This is a genomic window from Aquidulcibacter sp. (assembly GCF_049239865.1).
Taxonomy (GTDB): Bacteria; Pseudomonadota; Alphaproteobacteria; order Caulobacterales; family Aquidulcibacteraceae; genus Aquidulcibacter.
Genome location: NZ_JBMLTR010000178.1, coordinates 56,979 through 80,594, shown reverse-complemented (window position 1 = coordinate 80,594; position 23,616 = coordinate 56,979). Strand labels below are relative to the sequence as shown.

The following is a 23,616-nucleotide window of genomic DNA, read 5'->3' as shown; positions in this document are numbered from 1 at the left end:
TGCTGGGCGTTTGGGTCCAAAAAACGCCATGGCCACAGAAACTGTCATTGACGCACTGCCCGATCGCTCCCTCCTTGTGATGGATGATGACGCACCCCTGCGCAATCGTTTGGCCCGCGCACTGGAGAGTCGCGGCTTTTCAGTCAAAACGGCAGCGGGCGTGGAAGAGGCTATGACCATTGCCCGCAGTGATCCGCCCGCATTCGCCGTTTTGGATCTGCGCCTCGAAGATGGCTCAGGGCTTTCGGTGGTAGAAGAATTGCACGTGCGTCGCCCGGATGCGCGGGTCGTGATGCTAACTGGCTATGGCAATATTGCGACCGCGGTCGCAGCCGTGAAGGCCGGGGCAGTCGATTATCTGTCCAAGCCTGCCGATGCCGATGATGTGGTCAAGGCTCTGATGGCGCAAAGCGATCACTTGCCAGACCCCCCGGCTAACCCGATGAGCGCAGACCGCGTGCGCTGGGAACATATTCAGCGGGTGTTTGAGCTTTGCGGGCACAATGTGTCGGAAACGGCGCGCCGCCTCAACATGCACCGCCGGACATTGCAGCGGATTTTGGCCAAGCGCGCCCCACGCTGAAGCTTTATTCCTTGACGTAGGCACCGTGCTCCATAACGATGGGCAAAAGGATCGCGCAACCAGCGTAGAATCCAAACCATGCTCATAGGAATGTCACCTTGGAACATCTTGACGTGCTGATTGTAGGTGCCGGTATCTCTGGCATCAGTGGGGCTTACCACCTAAAAAGCCAATGCCCCGGCAAAAGCTACGCGATTTTCGAAGGTCGGCCTGCCATTGGCGGCACGTGGGACCTATTCCGCTATCCAGGCATACGATCTGACTCGGATATGTATACACTGGGCTTCTCGTTCAAACCCTGGACCGAAGCCAAGGCGATTGCAGACGGGCCATCGATCCTGAACTATCTGCATGAAACCGCCGACGAACATGCCATCAAGTCCAAGATTCGTTTGAACCACCGCGTGGTATCGGCTTCTTGGGATTCTGCTACCGCGCGTTGGACAATTGATTACACCTCTGGCGAGGCCCAAGAGAAAGGACAGCTGACCTGTAGCTTCCTCTATATGTGCACCGGCTATTATAATTACAGCCAAGCCCACCGCCCTGAATTTGCAGGCGAGGAAAACTTCAAGGGCCAGATCATCCATCCACAATTCTGGCCAGAGAATCTTGATTATCGCGGCAAGAAAGTCGTGATTATTGGCAGTGGCGCAACAGCCGTCACCTTGGTACCTGCCATGTCAGACCAAGCCGCCCATGTCACCATGCTGCAAAGATCGCCCACTTATGTGGTCTCGCGGCCCGGCGAAGATGCCTTCGCCAATAACTTGCGCAAAATTCTGCCCAGCAAGCTGGCCTATGGCTTGATCCGCTGGCGCAATGTGCTGTTCCAAATGTATTTCTACACCATGGCGCGCAAGCACCCAGCACAGGTCAAGGAACGCCTATTGGGCCTATTGAAAGAAGAATTGCCCGCCGATTTCGACATGGCCAAACATTTCACGCCAAGCTACAACCCATGGGACCAGCGTCTGTGTTTGGTGCCCGATGCTGACCTGTTCACCGCCATCAAGGCCGGTAAGGCCAGTGTGGTGACCGATCATATTGAGCGGTTTGACGACGCTGGCATTGTCTTGAAATCCGGTGAGCGGATCGATGCGGACATCATCGTGACAGCGACGGGCCTACAACTGCAAGTCTTGAGCGGTGTACCGTTTCAGGTGGACGGCACCGCGGTCGATTTCTCCAAGACCTTCTCCTATAAGGGCATGATGTATAGTGGGGTGCCGAATTTGGCTTCTGCATTCGGCTATACCAATGCATCTTGGACCCTCAAAGCTGATCTGACGGCCGAATATATGTGCCGTTTGCTCAAGCATTTGGACGCCACGGGTCAGACGACATGCCTGCCAGAAAAAGGCAGCGAAGTCTTAGAACCCGCACCTTGGCTGGACTTTACGTCGGGCTATGTCACCCGCGCGATGGAAAACTTCCCAAAGCAAGGTCATGTCGCCCCGTGGAAAGTGCATCAAAATTATGCGCTTGATCTGATGGCGTTCCGGTTCGGAAAGTTGGAAGATGATGTCATGCACTTCTCCAAGCCAAAAGCCGCCTAAGGGCTATTAGCGGCGTCTGGATGGACAGGGCCAGCCAACACCTGTCATGATTGTCCCATGATCGAGCCCACAGTCGAAGTCCCTCCCCTGCCCGTTATCATCATAGGTGCAGGGCCAGCCGGTCTGTTCGCGGCTGAATATTTGGCAAAAGCTGGCCACAAGGTGCATGTCTATGACGGCATGGCATCGGTGGGCCGAAAGTTTCTTTTGGCCGGACGCGGCGGCCTGAACCTCACCCACAGCGAAGCGCTTGCCGAGTTTAAGCCACGTTATGGTGCATCAAAGGATTGGGCAGAGACTTGGCTGGATGCGTTTACACCCGATGATCTAAGAGCTTGGGCAGAAGATCTAGGGCAAGCTCTGTTTGTTGGGTCTAGTGGGCGGGTGTTCCCCCGAAGCCTCAAAGCCTCCCCCTTACTGCGGGCATGGCTCAGGCGGCTGCAAGATTTGGGCGTCACCATCACAACGGGTGCCCGCTGGACAGGTTTTTCGGACACGGGCGCCGCACAATTTTCCCACAAGGACGGATCGACCAGTGAGCAAGTCGGTGCCGCTACCTTGTTAGCTTTGGGCGGGGCGTCTTGGCCCAAGCTTGGCGCAGATGGCGCTTGGACGAATTTGCTGGGCAAGCTGGGTGTGGGCATTACCCCGTTGGAAGCCTCCAATGTTGGTGTGCATGCCGCTTGGACGGAGACGCTGAAAGCTGGTTTTGGCGGCGCAATCATCAAGAATGCAGAGGTCCGCCTAGGTGATACGCGTTCACGCGGTGACCTAGTTATCACCAGTACCGGCCTCGAAGGTGGTCCCATTTACGCCTTGTCGCCTGTTCTGCGGGCGGCTCAAAAAACTGGTTCTTGTCAGATCCAGATTGATCTACGACCTGACGTTGACACCGAAGCGCTTGCTCAGCGACTGGTTAAGGCCAAAGCAGGTCAGTCAATCTCCACAGCGCTCAAAAGCCACCTGAAGCTGGCCCCTCCTGCCATTGCTCTGATGCGCGAAGCGACAGGCAACAAACTGCCTACCACCGCCATGGGGCTCGCGCGATTGATCAAGTCCGTACCGATCGAGTTGACTGGCCTTGCAGGCCTAGAGCGCGCGATTTCAACTGCTGGCGGGATCAATCAGGACGCGGTCAATCAACAACTCATGCTGACGGCATGTCCGGGCGTATTTGTGGCCGGTGAAATGCTCAACTGGGATGCGCCGACTGGTGGCTATCTTTTGCAGGCCAGTTTCTCCAGTGCCCAACATGCCGCCAAGGGCATCGACGCTTGGGTCCGTCCCGCTGCCAATTAGAGCTGACGGCCGTTCTGCCAGACCTTCACCAGATTGGCTTGGGCATCCAATTGTAAAAAGTCAGCCTGCGCACCAACTGCCAACTGACCAACTTGGACCTCAAGGCCCATGGCGAGTGCCGGGGCATGACTGGCCATTTGTAGAACCTCAGCCAGTTGGATCCCGGTCTGCTGCATCATGACACCAAGCGCATCATGCATGGACAGATTAGAGCCCGCCAAGACCCCATCGGGCGTGTAGCAGGTCAGCCCGCGCGCAAAAATCCTCTCGCCCTTCAGCTCAAACCAATCTTGATCCGAGCCTAGGGTTGGCATGGCGTCACTGACCAGAACAGTGCGCTGTGGCCCAAGCAAGCGCGCCACCAAAGCCAGATTGGCGGCATGGACATGAACACCATCGGCTATCAAGCCTGAAAAAGAATTTGGGCTTGAAAGGGCGGCCCCCACCACACCCGGGGCACGGCTGGAAAGCTGGCTCATGGCATTGAAGATGTGGGTGAAACCCCGAAGCCCTTCTGCCTCTGCCGCGATGATCTGCTCATAGCTCGCCTCGGTATGGCCGGCAAAAACCACGGCACCGCGACGGACAAGCTCCGCAATCGCCCCCGGCGGCGCGGTTTCTGGTGCCAAGGTAATCAGGGTCTTGCCGCGCTTAAGGCTTGTCAGGAGTTCGATGGCATTCGGGTCAAGGACTTTGAATTTCGACGCGTCATGCACACCCTTGCGACTGGCATTCAGAAACGGCCCCTCAAGATGAATACCCAGAATGCCTGGCACCCCAGCTTCGATGGCGGCATCAACAGCCGCGATGGCTTGGGCCACCTTGTCTAGGTCGTCAGAGATCAATGTGGGCAGAAGCGAAGTCGTACCAAATTTCGCATGGGCCTTCGCAATGGTCGCGATGGTTTCAACGGTTGGCGCATCATTGAAGAGCGCGCCACCACCACCATTGACCTGTATGTCGACAAAGCCCGGGGAGAGGATGTCCCCACTTAAATCATAACGGTCATAGTGCGCTGGTATGGCCAAGTCGGGCCCGATTGCTTCAATCGTGCCGCGCGAGACAAGTAAGGTTTGGCCTGAAACGATTTGCTCGCCAAGCGCAAAGCTTCCATTCAGAAAAGCAATGGAGGTCATTGTGTTTCTGTGACTTTATTGAGCCAAGGCGGCGCATCGGGGTTTCTCCCACGCGCACGGGCCAATGCCTCCGCGCAGGCGTAAAAGGAAGAAACCTGGCATAATGGCGCAATGAGTGGATGAAGCCCCGCCTGCGTTGGTAAGTCGATGGCACCGGGAAATGGCCCGCCCGAGGCAAATACGCGGGCATGACGCGCTGAGAACTCTTCACTCAAGGCTGGGAAACTCGCCGCTGCTTCATCCATCGGGGCAATCATGATCACAGGAAAACCCGCTTCGACAATTGCCATCGGCCCATGGCGAACTTCGGCAGCCGAGAAGGCTTCAGCGTGCAGCGCACTGGTCTCTTTCAGCTTGAGGGCCATCTCATGGGCAATCCCAAAGGTCAGACCCCGGCCGATCACAAATAGGCTCTTGGCCTGCAAAAGTGCGTCACCCAGTTTGGACCAATCCCGCGCGAAAGCGTCGCTGATGTGATCGCCGGCTCCTTCTAGTGCCGCAAGCAACCCTGTATCTTCGCTCCACTCAGCCACTAAATGCACGATCGCCGACAAAGAAGCGATGTAGGATTTGGTCGCGGCCACAGCCAGTTCGGGACCAGCATAGAGTGGCACGAACACGTCCGCGGCTTTGGCGGCAGGTGAGCTTGCATCATTGACCATCGCCACAACAAACGCCCCCGCCTCCTTTGCGAAAGCAATGGACGTCAGAATGTCAGGGCTTTTGCCAGACTGAGAAATGACAACAAATAGCGCACCATCTAGGTCGCTGAGCGGTTTGCCAAAGATTGAGGATGTCGAGGGCGCATGCGAAGCAACCAGCACGCCAAGCCTTGTTTCAATCGCATATTTGGCAAAGCCTGCTGCATGGTCGGAAGATCCCCGCGCGCAGGTCAAAACAAGGCGGGGCCTTTGCGCGCGCAAGCGGGCACCCAAATCCCGCATCAGGACTTTATTCTCTTGATATTGGCGACGAACAACCTGACCGGCTTCATGAGCCTCAGACCACATCAAGGTGCTGGAATGATTCAAGGGGATTCTCCTAAGGTGGCCTGATGTGACGTGACTCGACGCAGGCGCACAGCTATCTCTTAGATGGTCTTGATAAAAGTTTTTTGAACTATGGAGCTGTAAGTATGGCCTATTGGCTTTTGAAAAGCGAACCCGACAGTTTCTCGTGGGCCGACCAACTGGCACGTGGGGCGAAAGGCGAGCCTTGGACCGGGGTGCGCAACCATCAGGCCAAGAATTTTCTGAAACAAATGGCGATTGGGGATTTGGCCTTCTTTTATCATACAGGCGATGAGAAACAAATCGTCGGTGTCGTCGAAGTGATCCAGACCGCCTATCCAGACCCAACTGACCCGGCGTGGTTTGCCGTCGACGTCATGGCGCGCGAGCCTTTGGCTAAGCCCATCTCACTCACCACGATTAAGGCCGATCCAAACCTAGCAGAGCTTGCCTTGGTGAAATCGCCTCGCCTCTCTGTCCAGCCCGTATCGGACGCGCACTGGCAGTATCTTTTGAGCCGAGGCTAATCGGGTTTGCCTTTAAAGATTCGCCCATAGGCGAGGAAATTGAAAGCCGAGGCAATGATCGTGCCGGCTGCCATCGCCAACAGCAGCGGGAACTTCATCCAACTGGCTCCGACAAACACCAAATAGTTGATCAAAAGGCCAATGAGGCTTGCCCCAATATAGGCGGCCACTTCCTGAACGCTGGGCCAGCCCTTCGCCGCAAAGGTTGCTTGCCGGTTCAAAACAAAGGTGAAGAGCACCACCACAAACAGGGACAAAGCCCGGCTTAGATATTTATCCAAGCCAAGATGGACCATCGAAAAGACCAGTCCCGCGTCCAAAACAAACGCCAAGCCACCCACCACCACAAAGCGGAAGACGCGCGCCCAAATTGAAGACGCATGCAAAAGGTCAGATAGCTTCACGCAGGGTCTTCCTTATGATTTGGGTCATCATTGGGCCGAAGGATTTGGGATGAGGTAAAGCTCAAGATGGATCGGACTGTATTGCCCCCTGCGTTCTTCATCGCAGATTCAGGCTTCTGTGTCAGATGGAATTCCCACATGCTGGGTTCTGTTCATAGACCGCAGCACACTTTATGCAGTTCTGGCCCGACGTAACTTACGGTGTCTCAAGTCGATGTCTCTTGCTGAATCTTCAAATCCGACTGAACCAGCCCCCAAGACTTCACCAGTCCGGCTTTTATTTCGGCTCATTCTTATCGGCGCGATCCTGTTTGCGACCTATCAGTTGCTAGGCCCTTATTGGACGCGAGTTTCTGCTTGGAACTTGACGGATAATGATGATGCCATGCGCGTTCTTCAGGTCCGTGACTGGCTGGCGGGCCAAGCTTGGTTTGACGTCTCCCAACATCGCTTCACCGAACATCCAATTAGCAACATTCATTGGTCGCGCATTGCGGACTTACCGCTTGCGGTGACCATGTTGATCACCAATCTCATGCTTGGCCAACCACTAGGCGAGAAGGTTGCAGCCTTTCTGACCCCCATGTGGTTGGGGGTGATCTATGTCATCATCGGGACAAAGGCGTCGGTCGGCTTGGGCGGAAAGAAGGCATTCTTGCCAGCGATCTTTTTGATCACCTGTGCGCCCGCCGTCTTGACCTATTTCTTGCCTGGGCGCGTCGATCACCACGGACTGCAACTCATCTTCCTCGCAACCGCCTTGTGGGGATTGGTGGCCGGTAGCCACAAAATGGCGGCGGTGAGCGGGATCGCAATCGCATTAGGCATTGGCGTCGGTTTAGAGGCGTTGCCGCTGCAGATTGTCTTAATTGGTTGGGTGGCGATGCGCTGGGCCTTGCGCGGCGAGATAGTCCAGCGTGAAACGCGCTGGTTTGCTGCCAGCCTCGGTATAGGTTTAGCGCTTTGCTTTGTCGCCACGGTCCCAGAGGCGAAATGGGCGGCACCCGTCAATGATGCCATCGGCCGCGGCCATGCCGCTTTGGGCTTGCTTGGGGGCGTGCTACTGGCTTTGGCGACATTCTTGCCGACAGCTCGTCTGGGTCCAAAAGCCGGCATCGTCGCGCGTCTCGTGCTCTTGACGGTTATTGCTGGCGTCGTTCTTTCTGGTGTGCGTGTTTTCCCAGAAGTGATTGTGCCGCCTTACAACCAGATTGACCCGCTATTGAAGCGCCTATGGCTGAATAATGTCACCGAAGCGGCACCGATGATGAAGGCCAAGTTGAGCGGGATTCTTGCCTTTGCGCTATTTCCAATCTTGGCGGGCATTGCCAGCGTTGTCGCGCTTTTGTGGGCGAAGGATAAAGAGCGGGACTTATGGATTCTGGCGGCGCTGACGATTTTCATTTCGGCCGCGCTCGCCGTCTTCTGGCAAGGGCGTTCGGCTGGCCTTGCGACCACGGTTTCTGGCATCATGACCGCTGCCCTAATCGGCAAGCTGATCGAGCAAGTCAATTTGAGGACAGCACTTATCGTAGCCGTCATTGTTAATCCGATCATCCCCGGCCTCGTTGGATCCAAGGTCGCCGAATATTTTGAGCCAAAAAACAGCAAGTTTACGACCGGAGGCGGCGCAGGCTGTTATACCGAGCGAGCCTTTAGCGCCCTTAAAGTCCAAGTCCCCGGCCTAGTTGTCGCCCCTATTGATATGGGCGCACGCATTTTGTTGACAACACCGCATCGGGTCTTGGCAGTCCCCTATCATCGCAACAATACAGGCAATTTGGCTGCCTACCGCCTCTTTCTGGCAAGGCCCGATGTCGCCAAGGCCATGGCTAAGGATTTGGGCGCGAGCTATGTCGCTATTTGTACCAAGTCGGCCGAGGTCGCTATTTTGTCGCGGGAAAGCCCCAAAGGCCTGATGGTGGAATTGCGCGATGGGCGCATCCCCGCTTGGCTGACCCCGATTGAAAAGCCCAAAGGCTCTGACGTCCAAGCCTATAAGGTCAATCTTGACTAATTGGGAATCGGTGGTTGATCCCCCGTCATTGCACAGGCTGGGCCACTGCGGGATAAGCCTAATTTCAGAAAATCGTTGATTCTATAGGTTTTCTTGGGCAACTGAGCATATGACCATCGGGATGTGAGCGGTTTTGATTCGGGGTATTGCACACCGCCGCCCTATCGTGGTTGAAGAGCCTCTCAGAATTGGAGAAGTCTGTGTCAAAGCGCCAGAAAGGGCCCCTGCCCTATCCCGCCCCCGGAATTGGTGCCGCTTGGCTGGGCGACAGCGCCGCCTTTGGCTTTGGCGATGGCATGATGAAGCTGGGCGAGGCGATGGTTCGCTGCCATGACGGTGGGATGCTCGCCATGCAGGCAAGCTCGGACGGTCAATCCATCTGGACGTCAGGCGATGATGGCAGACTTGTACAGGTCGACAGCCAAGGACAAGTTCACGAACGTCTTCATGTGCCGCGCAAATGGCTCGACTCGCTAGCGATCTCTGCTGATGGCAGCTTGGTCGCCGTCGCGGCGGGGCAAACAGTGCATGTTCTTGGGCCAGATGGCAGTCCCCAAGAATTGCGCCCACCGAAAGGACCTACGGCGCTGGCCTTCGCTCAGGATGGGCAAGAGCTCGCCGTCACCCATAGCGGGGGCGTGAGCCTGTTTGAGCTGTCGTCTGGAGATCTGGTCCAAGAAATTCCTTGCGCCGGTGGGCCGATCTCTGTGGCCTATGGTGCAGAGGATGCGTTTTTGTTCGTCGGCCTCTCTGAACCCGCTTTAGCAGGATGGCGGCTTCATGATGGGCAGGCCTTTAAAATGGGTGGCTATCCGGCCAAGCCGCGCCACCTTGTCCAGAACAAGACGGGCTCAGTTCTTATGACCTCTGGCGGTCCTGCCCTACTCGCTTGGCCGATTGTGGCCGGGAAAGGTCCGATGGGCCAATCTGCTGGTGTCTATCGGCCTCGCCTAGGATTGGTGACGGCGGTCGCCATCCATGAAGGCCGCGCTTTGGTTGGATGGTCCGATGGTGGGGTGGATCAGGTTGATCTGTCTTCGGGAAAGACAGGCTTTCTGGCAGGCCCTCGCCCTCGAACTGAGTTGCTCGATGATCCCCGCAAGATGCGCCGCTCCATCCTCAGTCTTGCTTTTCATGCATCGGGCAAGCGCTTTGCTTATGTGGGCGAAGATGGCAGCTTTGGTCATCAATGGCTTCAATAACTAGGACAAGCGGCTTAATCTGGGCTTGGGCACATTTCAATGTGTGCCCAATAGCCCACTTAGAAAGACTCTTAATAGAAGAGTTAAAGAGTTAAGCGCCTGAAAAGTGCCTTTTTAGGTTGTATCTTCAAAAGGTTGCAGAGACCCTATGCGGGTGTTCCCCCGTGGATGAGCGTCCGATACCCCGAAGCCCCTGTGGGTGTTCCACCGCCAGTCCGGCGCCCGTTCCCCCGACAAAAAGTGGGCGTTCCCCCGTTTGTTTGGGAGACTAAGATTCCGATTTGGAAGTAATTGCTAAATCACTCAGGTCGGCTATTGCCAAGCACGCTCAACGAGCTTTCTCAGAAGCCAACTCTCTAAGTACCACTCCGCCGGTTTCGGTGACCGATAGGATCGCGCGGATAGGGCAACTGCTTTGTGACTGGCTGCCGATCATGATTTGGTGGCCATCTTTCACAAAGCCGAGTTCATCGGTTTGAGTAGAGCGGATGAGGAGGCCGATGGGCGGGGTATCCATGTCCCGCGTTTGAATGAGCGAAAAGCCAATCGGGTTTTTGCCGAGCTTTTCCGCCCGCTCTTCAGGATCAACGGGCCAAAATGTCATGGTGTAATTGCCCTTTGAGACAATCAGTTCCGGTCCAAGCTTAGAAATCTCGGCAACCGAGAGTTTTTCAACTGGGACCGCTTCAAGTGCATGTGGGCAATTTGGCTTTAACGACGTGGGTGTCTGTGACCAAGCGTGGGAACTCCACGCAATCAGAGAGAACGCGGAGCAGATAAAAGTTTTCAAGCGTGCTTGGGACATGGCGCGTATTTGATCCTCCTATGATTGGCTAAGGATACTTTTCACTGACTTCATCGCCCCCATAGTGGGTGATACCCCGTCTGCCTAGAGAAGGAGGTCGCCCTGCTTTTTGGCGATGGTGTCGGCGTATAATTGGTCAAATTCAATGATGGCGTCGGAAATGGCGGTGCGTTCACCAGCGTCGCGACGAATAAAGTGGGCGGCGGGGGAGCCGTCGGCGGCTTTTACAATGGTCATACTATATTCGGGTAATTCATCGCGCAGCGCGATCTTTCGCATCATGCGGGCAAATTCCTTGGGCTCGGAATCGGAACCTGTTTTGTCTTTGAGAACCGAAAAGCGGCAGAGCCAGCCCTTCTTTTGATCGCCTGCATGCTTGCGGGCAATCCGATAGAGGGCGCGTTCCAGCCCACCGGTCAGGCTGAAATAGTCGGGGTGCATGGTCAGCAATTGCTTTTCCTGCGTCACCCCTTCGTAGATCCAATTGGACAAGGTGATGCGAAGCGCGCGCGGCTGTTCGGTGATGGGGTCGACTTCAATGTCCCACTCATCAATCCAGGAGAAGCGACGGTCCCTGCCCCGCTTGGCGCGGAGCGACGTGAAGATGGTGGTCGAGGCCAAACGGTCGAGTGCGGCGCGCAGTTCTTGATAGCCCTTGCCACCAGTGTCGCGCTTGATGGCGCGCAACAAATCATAGGCGGTGGTGCGCAAGGTACGTGGCAGATCATTGACGCCTTGTTGCTTGAGGCGATTGAGGGCGCTGGCGGCCCAGATCAGAATATCAGCGTCCCAAATGCTCGCCATGCCATAGGCAGGCACAGCTTCGACCTTGACCCAAACTTCGCCATCGGGGCTGCGGTAATCGATGGGCTTGAGGCGCTTGCGCTTTTGCAGCGAGAAGAAGGGCCGCTCCATCGTCTCCCGCTGATCCTTCAACGGGATGTCGTGCACCATCGGGATAAAGAAATCGAACTGAGGATCATCTTTGCGTCGCGCGGACATAGCTGTCTCTCTCTTTCGAATATTGCCACAGTGCTCGCACGCGAGAGGGCAAAAGCTTATCCCCGGTGACGCACCAAAGGGTGCACATTAGGCGTGTCCCGATTCTGAGCTTTGACCAAGCCAATCGGGCTATTTGGATCGTGTTTGGACAATCCTATCTGATTCTGCGGCTGTGCAGGATAAATCAGGCTTGCGCTGTCAGACAGGTGGAACCGTCGACCTGTCTGCGTGTGGACACGTCTTCAAGTCGCCACGTGGTCGTGACGGCGCCTCTGCCCTGATGCGGGTCTTGGACTATCGCTCACCCATCGGGTGCTTGCCATAATGGCGCAGGACGAAATCAAGGCCCTCACCCACCAGATGCTGCACCGTGACATCGCGCTCTGCAGCCAAGATTCGCAGCGAACGCGAAAGTTCTGGGCTGAAATAGCCGGCCACCATTACGCGTCCATCGCGGGCTTTCGCTTTCTGAGCCACTGGCATCGCAAAATTAGGCGGCGCGAAGACCGGCGCGGGTGCGATAGGCTCAGCGGCCTTGACGGGGGCTGGTGCTGCAGCAAACTGCGGCTCGGCCACTTGCTGGCTGTCCTGGTTGGCAGGCGCGGTCATCTGATATGGGCTTGTATTGGGCTGTGCGGCTACGGCGGCGAGGCGCGCTGCGAGGCTTGGTGCTTTGGCCATCTATCTCCCCTTCCCTCTTGGTTGAATTTTTAGGTTAAGCCGCTTGGGCGACGGTTTGGGTTTTGGTGAGGCGGCCCATCATCCATTCAAAGACCGCATCCACTTCGCTGGCTGCTTTACAGCCTGGCTCATATTCACTGGCGGTATGGCCATCGACCACCGCATGGCGGAAGGCCGCGCGCTCTGTCAGGCAGACAGGGGCCAAAGGCATGCCTATGCCACGCACAACAGCAGCTGCATCTTCGACCAAGCTCGCCGCGCGCGGTGGGACGGCATTGAAAATTGTGTAAGCGGGCTTTTGTGCAATGCGCATCAATTCGCCTGTTGTCTTAATGGCGTGCAGGTCGAAGGCGCTGACCCGGGTGGGCACCAAAACGAGGTCTGCGGCACGTGCGGCAGAAACGGCGGCCGCATCTGCCGCTGGCGGGCTGTCGAGGATGCAGAGATCGACGCCCGCTTGGGCCGCTTCCTGCAAGGTTGCCTCAAGGCGGGTGTAAGGGGTGGCGACGACGGCGGGATTATCCCCTCCCCGCCAGTCGCCCCATTGCGCGGCCGTGGCTTGAGGGTCGAGGTCGATCAAAGCCACCGAGAGACCGTTCCGAGCGGCTGCTACGGCGAGGTGAACCGATAAAGTGGTCTTACCTGCCCCACCTTTTTGGCTGACTATGGCTACTACATGCATCTTCCTACCTCCTCGTGTCCACATGCGGCCATGTGGTAAGTTCGGCGCGTCGTCATTTGGGAGCGCCCACATTTGGAGGCCCCCACAAGTGGGCATTGGAGACATGGCGAGGTGTCGCCCTGTCCGAGGTTGGACTTGTTGAAAAGTCGCTTCCTCCCCGTGTCCACATGTTGAAGCCCTAGACTTTAAACCTTAACGATTCCTTATCGGCCATCTGAAAATTCGCCCCTGAGACGACTTAAGCCGCGGGACGGTTGTCGGGTCGTCTTTGGGCGAACAGGGGGCTGGTGGTCGATTTCTGAGCCGAGCAGGGGCAGGTGAGGGGCTTGGCTGTGCTTGAGTCGTGCGTTCGCGCGAGTGGAAGGGCTTTTTGAGGCTCTAGCGCCCTTTTGGAGGCCAGAAGTTGGTCAATTGTCAGATCGCGGACGTGTCCACACGCAGGCATATCCGCGCGCGGAGTCGTGGGTTTGTGGGCCTGTCCGATTGTCGAATTGCGGAGGTGCGCACAAGCGGACGCCTCGACACCTCAACGTCCTGAAAGTGTCCACGCGCCCGCCTGCACGCCATGTGGACGCGTTGGCAAGAAAATCGGCTGATCGGGGAGGGGGCATGCGCAGATCTGGCGTCGCAGCCCCGTTTAGCGACCCGCAGTCACCAAACAAAAGGCAAGACGCGGCGCACGCAACGCTCAATTGGCGTCCTTAGCTGGTCGGGGGATCACACACACAAGGAAGGTGACCGATGCGGTGGTGGCGTCAGCAAAAAGCGGGTTCAGAAGTGGCTTTGTACTTCTCGCAACTGGCATAAAGCGCCAGCGCCATCGTTTGAGCATCGGCATTGCGTGCCATAGCCCAGACGGGGTCAGCTTGGTTCCAAACTGGCTCGCCATTTCCCGCTTGGCGCCATATCCAAGCCACGGCGTCATGGATCAGATCATCGAGAATAATGTCCTGATCAACGCGGTAGTCCGGATCACGCTCATGGCGGTTGGCGAGGACATTAAGCGCTTCGAGGCAGAAGGTACGATATGCTGGGTCGGGGATGGTCTCGAGACGCACCTCAATCTCCAGCGCGAAATCCTTCTCCCAGGCGGTTAGGTCCGATCGGGCGACTGCCGCATCCAGTCGATTATTTGCGCCAAACACAATCCCCGGGCAAACATGGAGGAGGGACCAGAGCCGCGCGAAAAAGTCGCTACCCACGCGGGTCAGAACGCCCAGACGCTCACGCCATTGTTCCCAGTCACCGCCAATTGCTTGCGCGGACGGGGTCAAAGCAAAGGTCGGGGCAGGGGAGACGACCGCCCGCACCGACGGCGTTTCGAGCAGGATCGCCTTGACGCGGTCAAAAAGAACACTCGGGGGTTCTGCCACCAGATTTTCCATGCCGCCTATTTCTTCCTGGCCAAGCCGACCAACAATCTCGGTCAAGCGAATGGTGCGCATTCCGCGCACGGCATTGGAGTCAGACTTTGAAAATAGCCCCAAAGCTTGGAGCACTTCTTGGGCGATCACCGCATGCAGTTTGGAATGCAGGCCCTCTTCAATCATGGTGACGAGCTCACCTTCCGGCACCGGACGCGTGATGACGCGCCCTTCGCCAAGACCCAAGCGCCGCAGACGCACCACAATGTCCTTGGCGGAATCTTGCAGACGTGGATCGGTGCGCTTTAGCCACGCCGCGCCCCGTCGTGCTGTCGCCCAATCCCCAGCTCTTCCGGCAGCCTCATAGGTGCGCTCGACCTCGGCCTGGTCGCCCGACGCGATCGCCTCATCCAGACCTCTGCCAAACCCGTTGGCCACGGGTTCGGGCAAGCCTTGGTTGCCATCCGTGCTCGATTCTGATGGCAAGAGCGCGCTGATCGACTTTGGCTTCGTCTGGGCGCGCAGGATTTCGTCAATCTGGACCAACTTCGTACGGGCAAAGTCGACCTGACCTCGCTGCACCTCATGGAGCAAATCAATCAAGCGGTCCACGCCCGTACCCTGCATGGCTGTTGCGTCGACACATAGGATAAAGACTGGATTGTCCTGCCCGCGCCAATGGCGGGCGACATAGCGTAAGTCGCCGCGTAGACGGCGGGCCCGCGCGGCGGCATCATAACGGATATGGTGGTCATGCGCCTCTAACAAAGTGGCTGAGAATAACGCATGTCGGCCATCCGCCTGATAGATATAGGCATTGGCCAGTGGCCCAAGGCGCTTTTCCGGACGACCAGTTAGGCGCAGATGTTCATTCTTGCCAATTTGGGTCCAAACGCTGACCAAATCCCCCGCCGGGCGAATGATCACGTCGGGACCAAGTTTGGTCATTTGGTCACATAGGAGGCCCAAGGCTTGCAGCTTGGCTGCGGTTTCTTCGTCTTCGGCGACGATAGCAAAGGCGATTTCAGGCTGATGCGTCCGATTCAAGTGATGGCGACGACCCAAGGGGTCTATGTCTTCGGGCGCGAGTAGGCCCTCTTGCAGCATGGCCCCGAGTGCCCAAAGTGACTGCGCCCATAGCAGCGGCAAATTGGCATTTGCGACGCGATCTTGACTGCCCGGTTCTGCGGCTTCTGCTTCAACAGCATCGGCCTCGACATAATAAAGCTCGGGCAAAAGGGGCAGGCCGTCTCGCATTTGGAACAAAGGTTCCAGCCGATCAGACCAAGCACCCGCGCCGCGCTTGTCGCCAGTCATCTCTGAGTCAACGAGAAGGTAAGTAAAGAAGAGCGGCCATTCGGATTCGATATTGGCGAATTTCGAGAGTTCGCCAGCGTGATAGTGCAAGCGGTGTTCGTCTTCCACTGTGGTCTGATGGCCATCGCGCAAGAAGCGCTTACAGCCATAGCGCCCCGCCAGCCGATCCAAGATGCGACCGCGCGTGTGGGCAATCATCACCTTGTCGTCGACCGCAAAGGCTGGCCAGCCAACCACCGCCAACAGGGCGGCATCGGTCTCCTTGGAAGCGGACTCGCCCGGCAAGAGGACCTGCAAGGTCTCCCGAGCGCGTGCGATATCATCGGCGGGCACGCGGATCGGGCCACGAGCCTGACAGCCAAACTCTAGCCCGTCCATGGCTTCCAGTGCGGCTTTGGCGATGCCAACAGAACTGGCATTGATCTCAACAACGCCGTCATTGGATTTGCGGCCACGTTCCCAAATTCCATAATCGGCAATACGGTAAGCTGGACCAATATAATGGACGAGGTTTTGCACGAAATCGACTTCATCGGCGGTTTCTACGATTGTGAGACCACCGGCGGTCATTTGCGCCAAAAACAACAAGAAGAGGGAAGTCGCATCAATTTGAAGATGGCCCCAATGGGCATCGCCCACCACTGGCTTGCCCGTCGCGGCATCATATTTGGCGTGCAACCCGTCGAGCGGGTCTTGGGTATATTTGAACCGCTCAACTTTGTCGGCTTGCCCCATCATGGCCGACAACAGGCCGCGCATTAAACGAACGACATTGGCCTCCAACAGGCTGGTGCGCTCTGACCCCGGGTCCAAACGCTTATAGGCGCAAGCAAGGCCCCAAGCGCCAAGTATGGAATAGACGTTGTCGCGCACCCATGCGTGCGCATAATCCCCATGGACTGTCTTGGCTGTACTGGCCGGCAAAAGGCCGGCCTCAGCGCTCAAACGCTTCAGAAAGATCGCGTCAATATGGTCATACCAATGACCGAGGCGCGCTTCTATGTCCGGGGTCTGTGCATTCATGTGGCTTAGCGTCCGTATTCTTTCGCGAGATCAAGCAGTTTCTTGCGGGCTGCTGGCGTGAAGTCAGCCGCTTCAAAGCGCCAGTTCCAATTGTCCTCAATCGTGCCAGGTGTATTCATCCGGCCATTGCCATCAAGTCCGAAGACATCCTGTAACGCAATGATGGCAAGGTTTGATCCAGATTGCATGGCCAACTCAATGAAACGCCAATGCAGGTCGCTGCCGTCTCCACCGAGAAGCTCTAACGCGGCCGCTGCTTCACGGGGCGCATCATTGGCGCGCTCGGCGGCTTCACGGCCGTCATTCTTGAACCAGCCAATCACGGTATTATTGTCGTGCGTGCTGGGATAGCAGACGGTTGCTGCAGGATAATGGTAGGGGTGGCGGTCGTCGCGCGGGGCACCATCGCCAAACTCGAACTCAAGGATTTTGAGACCGGGAAACGCGAACTTGTCGCGCAGGGTGATGACGTCTTCGGTGATGTGACCCAAATCCTCCGCGATAACCTTCAAGTCGGGTAGGGCCGTCATGATGGCGGTAAACAAGGCATCACCTGGCACATCAACCCATTGGCCATTGATCGCGGTGGTCTCGCCAGCAGGGGTCTCCCAGCACGAGGCAAAGCCACGGAAATGGTCGATCCGCACGGCATCAGCGAAATCGAGCAAGCGGCGCATGCGCGCTACCCACCAAGAGAAGCCATCTTCCGCCATCTTATCCCATTCATAAATGGGATTGCCCCAGAGCTGACCTGTGGCGCTGAAATAGTCCGGGGGAACGCCCGCCCCAACACGTGTGTTGAAATCTGCGTCCAGCTTGAAGAGATCGGGCCTTGCCCACACGTCGGCTGAATCGTGGGCGACAAAGATCGCCATATCGCCAATGATCATGATGCCTTTTGAGGCAGCATGCGCGCGCAAACGTTGCCAGCGTAGATCAAACAGGAATTGCAGGGCCTCAATCGCGGCAATCTCATCTGCCAAGCTTTTGCGGGCTTCGGCCAAGGCTGCAGGGTCTCTCCGGCGCAGATCATCGGGCCAATGCATCCAGCCTTGGCGCTGGCGTGAAACCGAAATGGCTTCAAACAAAGCATAATCATCTAGCCAAGCAGCGCCGTGCTTGGCCTTGAAAGCTGTAAGCCCGGCTGCGAGCGGATGATCGGCTTGTGCCGCCAAGCGACTGCCTGCCAGACGCAGCACTTCCAGACGGGCAGGGACCGTGACGTCATAATCGACTTTGACTTGGGGAAGCGCTTTCAGATGTGCCACTTCAACTGTGGTCAATAGCTTGGCTTCAACCAAGCCGTCGATGTCGATCAGAAGTGGGTTGGCGGCAAAGGTCGTGGTGGCCGAATAGGGACTCGCATTATTGCCGGTCGCATTGATGGGCAGGATTTGCCACAACTTCTGCCCAGACTCTGCCAAGGCATCCAGAAAGGCCATTGCCTCATCGCCGATTTCGCCAATGCCATAGGGGCCAGGCAAGCTGGTGGGATGGAGCAAAATGCCACTAATGCGTTCAAAAGCCATGTCCGGTCTTTCCAATTGTTCGAGAGGTATCACGCGAAAACACGATCAGGGTTCGTGCAGGAAGTTGAATGGTTTGGCCGCCAGCGGCCACTTGGTCTTGGGTTGGACGGATCGGGTCCGCCGTCGTCAGCGCCATGCGCCAGACCCCTGTCCCGGTAGGGGGTAGGATGAAGGCCGCATCGTCAAGGCTGGCATTGAACAGGATCAGCCAGCCGCGCGGCTCATAAACAGCGGCAAAGCACTGGGTCTTGTCGTCCATCCAATCCTTGTGGGTCATCAGATTGCCCCACACACTCCACCACGCAATGGTAGGCTCACGCTCGCCAGGTCCATTGGGATGACCGTCCGGGAAGCCCGCAAACATCTCTTTGCGCAGCGCAATCAGCTGCTTGGTAAAAGTCAGGCGTTGGGCGCCGAGGCGCGAGCTCGGTAGACGCCAGTCCAGCCAGCTGATCGCATTGTCTTGGGCATAGGCATTATTGTTGCCACCTTGCGTACGGCCCATCTCATCGCCTGCCAACAGCATGGGTGTGCCGAAACTTAAGAAGACGCTGGCCAGCATGTTGCGGGCTTGGCGCTCGCGTAATTCCTCAATCTCGCGGTCAGATGTTTCGCCTTCGACGCCGTAATTGGATGAGAAATCGTGGTCACCACCGTCGCGATTATTCTCGCCATTAGCGTGGTTATGCTTATGGGCGTAGCGGGTGAGATCCAGAAGCGGGAAACCGTCATGGCAAGCAACAAAATTGATGCTGGCTTCAATCGGCTTGCCCTTATTTCGAAACAGATCAGGGGTGCCCGCCAGAGCCTTGGCAAAGTCGCGCACTCTGTCTGGGTCGCCGCGCCAGAACTGCCGGATGGAATCGCGGGCTTTACCGTTCCAGTCCGCCCAGTCCGGCGGAAAGTCCCCGACATAATAGCCCCCTGCTGCATCCCAGGCTTCGGCAATGAGTTTGACATCTTTTAGACGAGGATCTTGGCGGACCGCGTCAAAGAAAGGTGCCTCGCGGCTGAAATGGCCAGCCTCGTCAATGGCGAGGGAAGGGGCAATGTCAAAGCGGAAGCCATCAAGGCCGTAACATTGCACCCAATGTGCCAGCGATTCCACGATCAAATTCTGGACTTGGGGATGGGCAGCATTCAGCGTCGCACCGCAGCCGCTAATATCCGCATAGTGGCTTAAGTCTTGCGGGTTCAGGCGGTAGTAAGAGGCGTTGTCGATCCCGCGATAGGACAGCGTTGGACCGTGCCGATTGCCTTCGCAGGTATGATTATAAACCACATCCATCCAGACATCGAGATTGCGCGCATGGGCGTTTTGAACAAACCCCCGCATCTCCGCGATTGGATCGCCAGCGGCATATTCAACGTGCGGCACGAAGTAATTGAGGGTGCTATAGCCCCAATAATTCTTCAGGCCCTGATCGACGAGAAACTTGTCGTGGACAAACTGATGTATGGGCAAGAGCTCGATCGTCGTAATGCCCAGCGCACTCAGATAGTCGAGGGCTGCCGGACTGCCGAGGCCCGCGAACGTGCCGCGTTCCTTTTCGGATAGGCCAGGCAGCTGCATCGTAAAGCCCTTCGCATGCAACTCATAAATCAGGGTCTCGCGCCAAGGCTTTGCTGTATGGCGGGGCAGGGGCGCGATGGCGGCGGGGTCTACGACAACAGCTTTCCAGCAAGTTGCAGCATTATCGCGATTATCTGGCATCGCGTCAGGATGATGGCCTTCATAGAAATAGCCAAAATGCTCAGGCCCCCATTGGAACTTGCCCGCCATAGCTTTGGCATAGGGGTCAAGCAGGACTTTATGCGGGTTGAAGAGATGGCCTTGATCTGGTCGATAAGGCCCATGGACGCGGTACCCGTAAACCGTGCCCGCCCCAAGCTTTGGCGCAAAGCCGTGCCAGATATCGCCTTTGCGAGCCGGAAGGTCTGCGCGCGCAATCTCGTGTTGGCCATCGCTCGAGAACAAGACCAGCTCAACGCGCACCCCATGGGCGCTGAATAGCGCAAAGTTGACGCCACCCTCACCGAGCGTCGCCCCTAATTGGTTTGGGTTGCCTGGTTCCAGTCGCAGCAACATTCAGACTAGGCTTCCTATGCCGGAACGAGATAAAGGCCAGCAAGCGGCGGTAAGGTCAGGACAATGGAAGCAGGCTGGCCATTAAACGGCACGGCTTCGGCTTCAACCCGTGTCGGGCCGTCGAAATTGGACCCGTCATAGGCAGAGGAGTCCGTATTCAAAATCACCTGCCACGCCCCATCATGGGGAACGCCCACGCGGTACTCGACACGCGGGACTGGGGTCATGTTGATCAGGGCGAGCACTTTCTCTGTGCGATCATGGTTCCAGCGCAGGAAGCCGTAGACCGATACGTCAGCCGCATCAGCCTGCACCCACTCAAAGCCCGAGGGGTCGCAATCGCGCTGGTGCAGGGCCGAGGTCGCGCGATAAAGCTTGTTCAGATCCCGAACCAGCGACTGAACACCCTTATGGCTGGGCTGATCCAATAAGTGCCAATCGAGGCTGCCTTCATGATTCCATTCGGCGACTTGGCCAAACTCTGCCCCCATGAACAAGAGCTTCTTGCCGGGATGGGCCCACATCAAGGCGTAATAGGCGCGTAAGTTGGCATAGCGCTGCCAGTCATCGCCGGGCATACGCGAGAAGATTGAGCCCTTACCATGGACGACCTCATCATGGCTGAGTGCCAGCATGAAATTCTCAGACCAAGCATAGGCAAGTCCAAAAGTGATTTCGCCATGGTGCCACGCGCGGTGGATGGGGTCCCGGCTCATATATTGGAGCGTGTCATGCATCCAGCCGAGGTTCCATTTGAATCCAAAGCCGAGTCCACCGTCATAAGTTGGCTTGCAGACGCCGGCCCAAGCGGTGGATTCTTCAGCCACCATCATGATGCCATCGGCCTCGCCATAGCACATCTCATTGAGGCGACGCATGAATTGGACGGCTTCTAAATTGATATTGCCGCCATATATGTTGGGTATCCATTCGCCGTCCGCGCGGGAATAATCGAGATAGAGCATCGAACTGACAGCATCGACGCGCAGGCCATCAATTTTAAAGCGGTCGAGCCAGAACAAGGCTGAGGACACCAGAAAATTGACGACTTCGGGTTTGGTGAAGTCATAAATATTGGTCTTCCAATCGGGGTGGAAGCCAAGGCGTGGGTCGGCATGCTCATAAAGGGCGGTGCCGTCAAATCGGTTCAAGCCGTGACCGTCAATTGGGAAGTGGGCAGGCACAAAGTCGCACAGGACGCCAATTTCTGCCTCATGCAAACGCGCCACCAACTCGCGGAACTCATCGGGCGTGCCATAACGGCTGGTGGTGGCAAACAGGCCAACTGGCTGATAGCCCCAAGAGCCATCAAACGGATATTCCGTCAGTGGCATGAATTGCACATGGGTGAAGCCCATGTCGCGGACATAGGGGATCAACCAATCGCCAAGCTCCCCATAGGTCAGCGGGCGATTACCCTCTTCGGGCTTGCGCCGGAAAGATCCCGCATGAACTTCATAAACGGAAATGGGGGCGTCTAGCCCATGACGGCCATGGCGTGTTTTCAGCCACGCTTGGTCGCTATCGATTTGTTTGGGCGGGTCTACCAAGCGGCTGGCATTGGCGGGACGAAGCTCTGCCGCTTGGCCAAACGGGTCAGATTTTAAGGGCTGGAGGTCCCCGTTTGCGCCAATGATCTCGTATTTATAAATATCGTTCGCCGAAAGGCCGGGGATAAAAATCTCCCAAATGCCTGCATCATGCAGCTTGCGCATGATGTGGCGACGCCCGTCCCAATTATTGAAAGGACCCACCACGGAAACCCGTTGGGCGGCAGGTGCCCAAACGGCAAAGGCAAAGCCCTCGACATGATCCAAAGTGATCGGCCGAGCACCCAAACACTCCCAAGCCCGCCAAAGCTGGCCTTGGCGGAAGCGCAAGATTTCCTTCGTGCTCAAGATGCCGGCAAACCGATACGGGTCTTCGAGGCGAACTTCTTCCCTATCCCAGCTTGCCAGATAATGATAAGAAAGCGGCTGCTTTGTTTGGGTTAGTTTGGCGACAAACAGACCGTCTGGATGCACTTTGGTCATGTTTACGGAAAGCTTTTGACCTTCACTGATCAGCGTGACTGAATCGGCAGCGGGCAGGAAACAGCGCACCGTCACTTCGCGTGTCCCCTCATCCACATGGGGGCCCAAGAAGGCAAACGGGTTGGTATGCGTGCCGGCGACCAAGGCCAACACTTCGCTCTGATCGGCCAGCGCAGGCCCCAAGGCTGTTGCGCCATTCACTGCGGCCTTTGCCGGCTTTGCCCGGGTCGTCTTAGGGGCCATTAACGCGCATCCTCATAAAAAGTCGTGTCGTCCGAGTTTGCCTTCTGCGCGCTTTGCCGATCGCGACGACGCGCGTCGGCATAGGCATTCTCGCGCTGCGACTGCAGCATCTCGGAATCTGCTTGTGAAAAATGACCGCTTTTGGAGAGGCGCGCCTCAATCCCTAAACGAATGGCCTCGATGACTGCCGCATAAGCAATATAGTCAGACAAGCCAGTATCAAATTGGCCGAGTGAAAGGGTGGCGGGCAAGCCCGAATGGCCGATGAGGGCGACCCGTCCGCCCTGCGCGCAAACATCTTGCAAGTTTTGCTCTATCTGAGGGATTCGCACGCTCGACTTCAAGGCGATGACCAAGATGCTGTCGCGTCGCCCACTGATATCGGCTGTGGTTTGATCGCACACTTCTAGCCCGCAGCCACGCAATGCTAGGACCAATGTGTCAGCAAACAGGGTTTCAGCGCCAGAATGCAGCACAATGATTCGTCCGCTGCCGGCGCAAATCTCCAAAAGCGTCTCGAGTTCATCGAGCGCAAGGCCGGTCCCTTTTTGGCCCAAAGTCTTGGTGACTTGTTCGAAGAGTGCTTGTCCAAGCCCACTATGGCCCTTTACGTGGGGGTTCTGGCGGCTCATCGACAAGGTGCGGCGCTCTAGGTCGCGCGCAAGGCTCAGCTTGAAATCCATAAAGCCCATACAGCCAATGGCCTTACAAAACCGCATAATGGTCGGCTCTGAGACATCGGCACGCTCAGCCAGATCGGCAATCGACATTTCAACCACGACCGTCGGTCGACCCAAGACAAAGCGCGCTACACGCTGCTCAGACGGACGCAATTCAGCGAGATGAGAATCGATCTGACTGATGATCATCGCCTTTTTCCCTCCCGCCCTTTGTTTGTTGTCTTGATTTATACGAATATTCTGCGCCCAATGCCAGCCTTGAACGCGTGTTGCGCAGGTTTTGTAGTTTTGCTACATCAAATGTGCAATACCAAAACCAATGAACGGCAGGGCGACCCTCCACAGGGCGGAAACTGCAGTCGGGGAGAGAAATGGACCTGGTCGGGGATTTATCTCGGCTTGGGATCGGCATTTGCCTTAGCGGCAGCGGT

18 protein-coding genes are annotated in these 23,616 nt (G+C 56.8%); 6 read left to right on the top strand and 12 right to left on the bottom strand.

The genetic code is table 11. From position 1 onward, the window contains the following. The first annotated feature begins 28 nt into the window (after window positions 1-28). From ACOVRA_RS12690 to ACOVRA_RS12680, 3 genes are all read left to right on the top strand, one after another. Window positions 29-583 (top strand): ActR/PrrA/RegA family redox response regulator transcription factor, encoded by a 555-nt coding sequence (locus ACOVRA_RS12690; RefSeq protein ID WP_290806863.1) that lies wholly within the window; start codon window positions 29-31, stop codon window positions 581-583. Window positions 584-681: 98 nt separating this feature from the next. After that, entirely contained in the window at window positions 682-2,142 is a 1,461-nt protein-coding gene (locus ACOVRA_RS12685) for a flavin-containing monooxygenase (protein ID WP_421720610.1), read from the top strand. Between the two features lie 57 nt (window positions 2,143-2,199). Further along, window positions 2,200-3,441 (top strand): NAD(P)/FAD-dependent oxidoreductase, encoded by a 1,242-nt coding sequence (locus tag ACOVRA_RS12680; protein WP_421720609.1) that lies wholly within the window; start codon window positions 2,200-2,202, stop codon window positions 3,439-3,441. Here the strand turns inward: ACOVRA_RS12680 and nagA are convergent. Together nagA and ACOVRA_RS12670 are read right to left on the bottom strand one after the other, a co-directional pair. Continuing rightward, the gene (nagA, locus tag ACOVRA_RS12675) at window positions 3,438-4,577 is read right to left on the bottom strand and encodes an N-acetylglucosamine-6-phosphate deacetylase (protein WP_421720608.1); all 1,140 of its coding nucleotides are present in this window, start codon (window positions 4,575-4,577) and stop codon (window positions 3,438-3,440) included. The two genes, ACOVRA_RS12680 and nagA, sit on opposite strands and share 4 nt — an antisense overlap. Continuing rightward, window positions 4,574-5,608, bottom strand: a complete 1,035-nt coding sequence (locus ACOVRA_RS12670) for an SIS domain-containing protein (RefSeq protein WP_421720607.1) — start codon at window positions 5,606-5,608, stop codon at window positions 4,574-4,576. Before ACOVRA_RS12670 ends, nagA begins: the two co-directional genes overlap by 4 nt. A 104-nt stretch (window positions 5,609-5,712) precedes the next feature. Between ACOVRA_RS12670 and ACOVRA_RS12665 the strand changes: the two genes are divergently transcribed. Then, window positions 5,713-6,114, top strand: coding sequence for an EVE domain-containing protein (locus ACOVRA_RS12665; RefSeq protein ID WP_421720606.1), 402 nt, complete (start codon window positions 5,713-5,715; stop codon window positions 6,112-6,114). On the opposite strand, the gene ACOVRA_RS12660 is transcribed toward ACOVRA_RS12665, so the two are convergent. Next, window positions 6,111-6,518, bottom strand: a complete 408-nt coding sequence (locus ACOVRA_RS12660) for a GtrA family protein (protein WP_421720605.1) — start codon at window positions 6,516-6,518, stop codon at window positions 6,111-6,113. The two genes, ACOVRA_RS12665 and ACOVRA_RS12660, sit on opposite strands and share 4 nt — an antisense overlap. Before the next feature lie 214 nt (window positions 6,519-6,732). On the opposite strand from ACOVRA_RS12660, the gene ACOVRA_RS12655 reads away from it, so the two are divergent. Then, window positions 6,733-8,535, top strand: coding sequence for a hypothetical protein (locus ACOVRA_RS12655; RefSeq protein WP_421720604.1), 1,803 nt, complete (start codon window positions 6,733-6,735; stop codon window positions 8,533-8,535). Window positions 8,536-8,735: 200 nt separating this feature from the next. Beyond that, window positions 8,736-9,737 (top strand): WD40 repeat domain-containing protein, encoded by a 1,002-nt coding sequence (locus ACOVRA_RS12650; protein ID WP_421720603.1) that lies wholly within the window; start codon window positions 8,736-8,738, stop codon window positions 9,735-9,737. Between the two features lie 328 nt (window positions 9,738-10,065). Here the strand turns inward: ACOVRA_RS12650 and ACOVRA_RS12645 are convergent, their stop codons facing one another. From ACOVRA_RS12645 to ACOVRA_RS12605, 9 genes are all read right to left on the bottom strand, one after another. Beyond that, window positions 10,066-10,542: a hypothetical protein gene (locus tag ACOVRA_RS12645; RefSeq protein ID WP_421720602.1), complete on the bottom strand. Its 477-nt coding sequence runs from the start codon at window positions 10,540-10,542 to the stop codon at window positions 10,066-10,068. Window positions 10,543-10,626: 84 nt separating this feature from the next. Further along, a complete protein-coding gene (locus ACOVRA_RS12640; RefSeq protein WP_290806899.1) occupies window positions 10,627-11,544 on the bottom strand; it encodes a replication initiator protein A in 918 nt (305 codons plus the stop codon). Between the two features lie 294 nt (window positions 11,545-11,838). After that, complete coding sequence (locus ACOVRA_RS12635; protein WP_290806900.1) at window positions 11,839-12,225, bottom strand: ribbon-helix-helix domain-containing protein; 387 nt, start codon at window positions 12,223-12,225, stop codon at window positions 11,839-11,841. Between the two features lie 34 nt (window positions 12,226-12,259). Next, the gene (locus ACOVRA_RS12630; protein WP_421720601.1) at window positions 12,260-12,907 is read right to left on the bottom strand and encodes an AAA family ATPase; all 648 of its coding nucleotides are present in this window, start codon (window positions 12,905-12,907) and stop codon (window positions 12,260-12,262) included. Between the two features lie 755 nt (window positions 12,908-13,662). Next, on the bottom strand, window positions 13,663-16,611 hold the full coding sequence (locus tag ACOVRA_RS12625) for a glycoside hydrolase family 15 protein (RefSeq protein ID WP_421720600.1): 2,949 nt from the start codon (window positions 16,609-16,611) through the stop codon (window positions 13,663-13,665). A 5-nt stretch (window positions 16,612-16,616) separates the two neighbouring features. After that, a complete protein-coding gene (gene malQ, locus ACOVRA_RS12620; RefSeq protein WP_421720599.1) occupies window positions 16,617-18,140 on the bottom strand; it encodes a 4-alpha-glucanotransferase in 1,524 nt (507 codons plus the stop codon). Further along, entirely contained in the window at window positions 18,130-20,229 is a 2,100-nt protein-coding gene (gene glgX, locus ACOVRA_RS12615) for a glycogen debranching protein GlgX (RefSeq protein ID WP_421720598.1), read from the bottom strand. The genes malQ and glgX overlap by 11 nt, the downstream gene beginning before the upstream one ends. A 14-nt stretch (window positions 20,230-20,243) precedes the next feature. Beyond that, window positions 20,244-22,505, bottom strand: a complete 2,262-nt coding sequence (glgB, locus tag ACOVRA_RS12610) for a 1,4-alpha-glucan branching protein GlgB (RefSeq protein WP_421720597.1) — start codon at window positions 22,503-22,505, stop codon at window positions 20,244-20,246. After that, window positions 22,505-23,374, bottom strand: a complete 870-nt coding sequence (locus ACOVRA_RS12605; protein ID WP_421720596.1) for a MurR/RpiR family transcriptional regulator — start codon at window positions 23,372-23,374, stop codon at window positions 22,505-22,507. The genes glgB and ACOVRA_RS12605 overlap by 1 nt, the downstream gene beginning before the upstream one ends. Window positions 23,375-23,616: the final 242 nt, after the last annotated feature.

What these genes read in the sequence shown, in the direction of transcription:
- nagA (WP_421720608.1), bottom strand. Translation starts at nt 4,577, where the DNA reads ATGACCTCCATTGCTTTTCTGAATGGAAGCTTTGCGCTTGGCGAGCAA.
- glgX (WP_421720598.1), bottom strand. Translation starts at nt 20,229, where the DNA reads ATGTTGCTGCGACTGGAACCAGGCAACCCAAACCAATTAGGGGCGACG.
- ACOVRA_RS12680 (WP_421720609.1), top strand. Translation starts at nt 2,200, where the DNA reads ATGATCGAGCCCACAGTCGAAGTCCCTCCCCTGCCCGTTATCATCATA.
- ACOVRA_RS12635 (WP_290806900.1), bottom strand. Translation starts at nt 12,225, where the DNA reads ATGGCCAAAGCACCAAGCCTCGCAGCGCGCCTCGCCGCCGTAGCCGCA.
- ACOVRA_RS12640 (WP_290806899.1), bottom strand. Translation starts at nt 11,544, where the DNA reads ATGTCCGCGCGACGCAAAGATGATCCTCAGTTCGATTTCTTTATCCCG.
- ACOVRA_RS12690 (WP_290806863.1), top strand. Translation starts at nt 29, where the DNA reads ATGGCCACAGAAACTGTCATTGACGCACTGCCCGATCGCTCCCTCCTT.
- ACOVRA_RS12630 (WP_421720601.1), bottom strand. Translation starts at nt 12,907, where the DNA reads ATGCATGTAGTAGCCATAGTCAGCCAAAAAGGTGGGGCAGGTAAGACC.
- ACOVRA_RS12665 (WP_421720606.1), top strand. Translation starts at nt 5,713, where the DNA reads ATGGCCTATTGGCTTTTGAAAAGCGAACCCGACAGTTTCTCGTGGGCC.
- ACOVRA_RS12655 (WP_421720604.1), top strand. Translation starts at nt 6,733, where the DNA reads ATGTCTCTTGCTGAATCTTCAAATCCGACTGAACCAGCCCCCAAGACT.
- ACOVRA_RS12645 (WP_421720602.1), bottom strand. Translation starts at nt 10,542, where the DNA reads ATGTCCCAAGCACGCTTGAAAACTTTTATCTGCTCCGCGTTCTCTCTG.
- ACOVRA_RS12605 (WP_421720596.1), bottom strand. Translation starts at nt 23,374, where the DNA reads ATGATCATCAGTCAGATCGATTCTCATCTCGCTGAATTGCGTCCGTCT.
- glgB (WP_421720597.1), bottom strand. Translation starts at nt 22,505, where the DNA reads ATGGCCCCTAAGACGACCCGGGCAAAGCCGGCAAAGGCCGCAGTGAAT.
- ACOVRA_RS12625 (WP_421720600.1), bottom strand. Translation starts at nt 16,611, where the DNA reads ATGAATGCACAGACCCCGGACATAGAAGCGCGCCTCGGTCATTGGTAT.
- malQ (WP_421720599.1), bottom strand. Translation starts at nt 18,140, where the DNA reads ATGGCTTTTGAACGCATTAGTGGCATTTTGCTCCATCCCACCAGCTTG.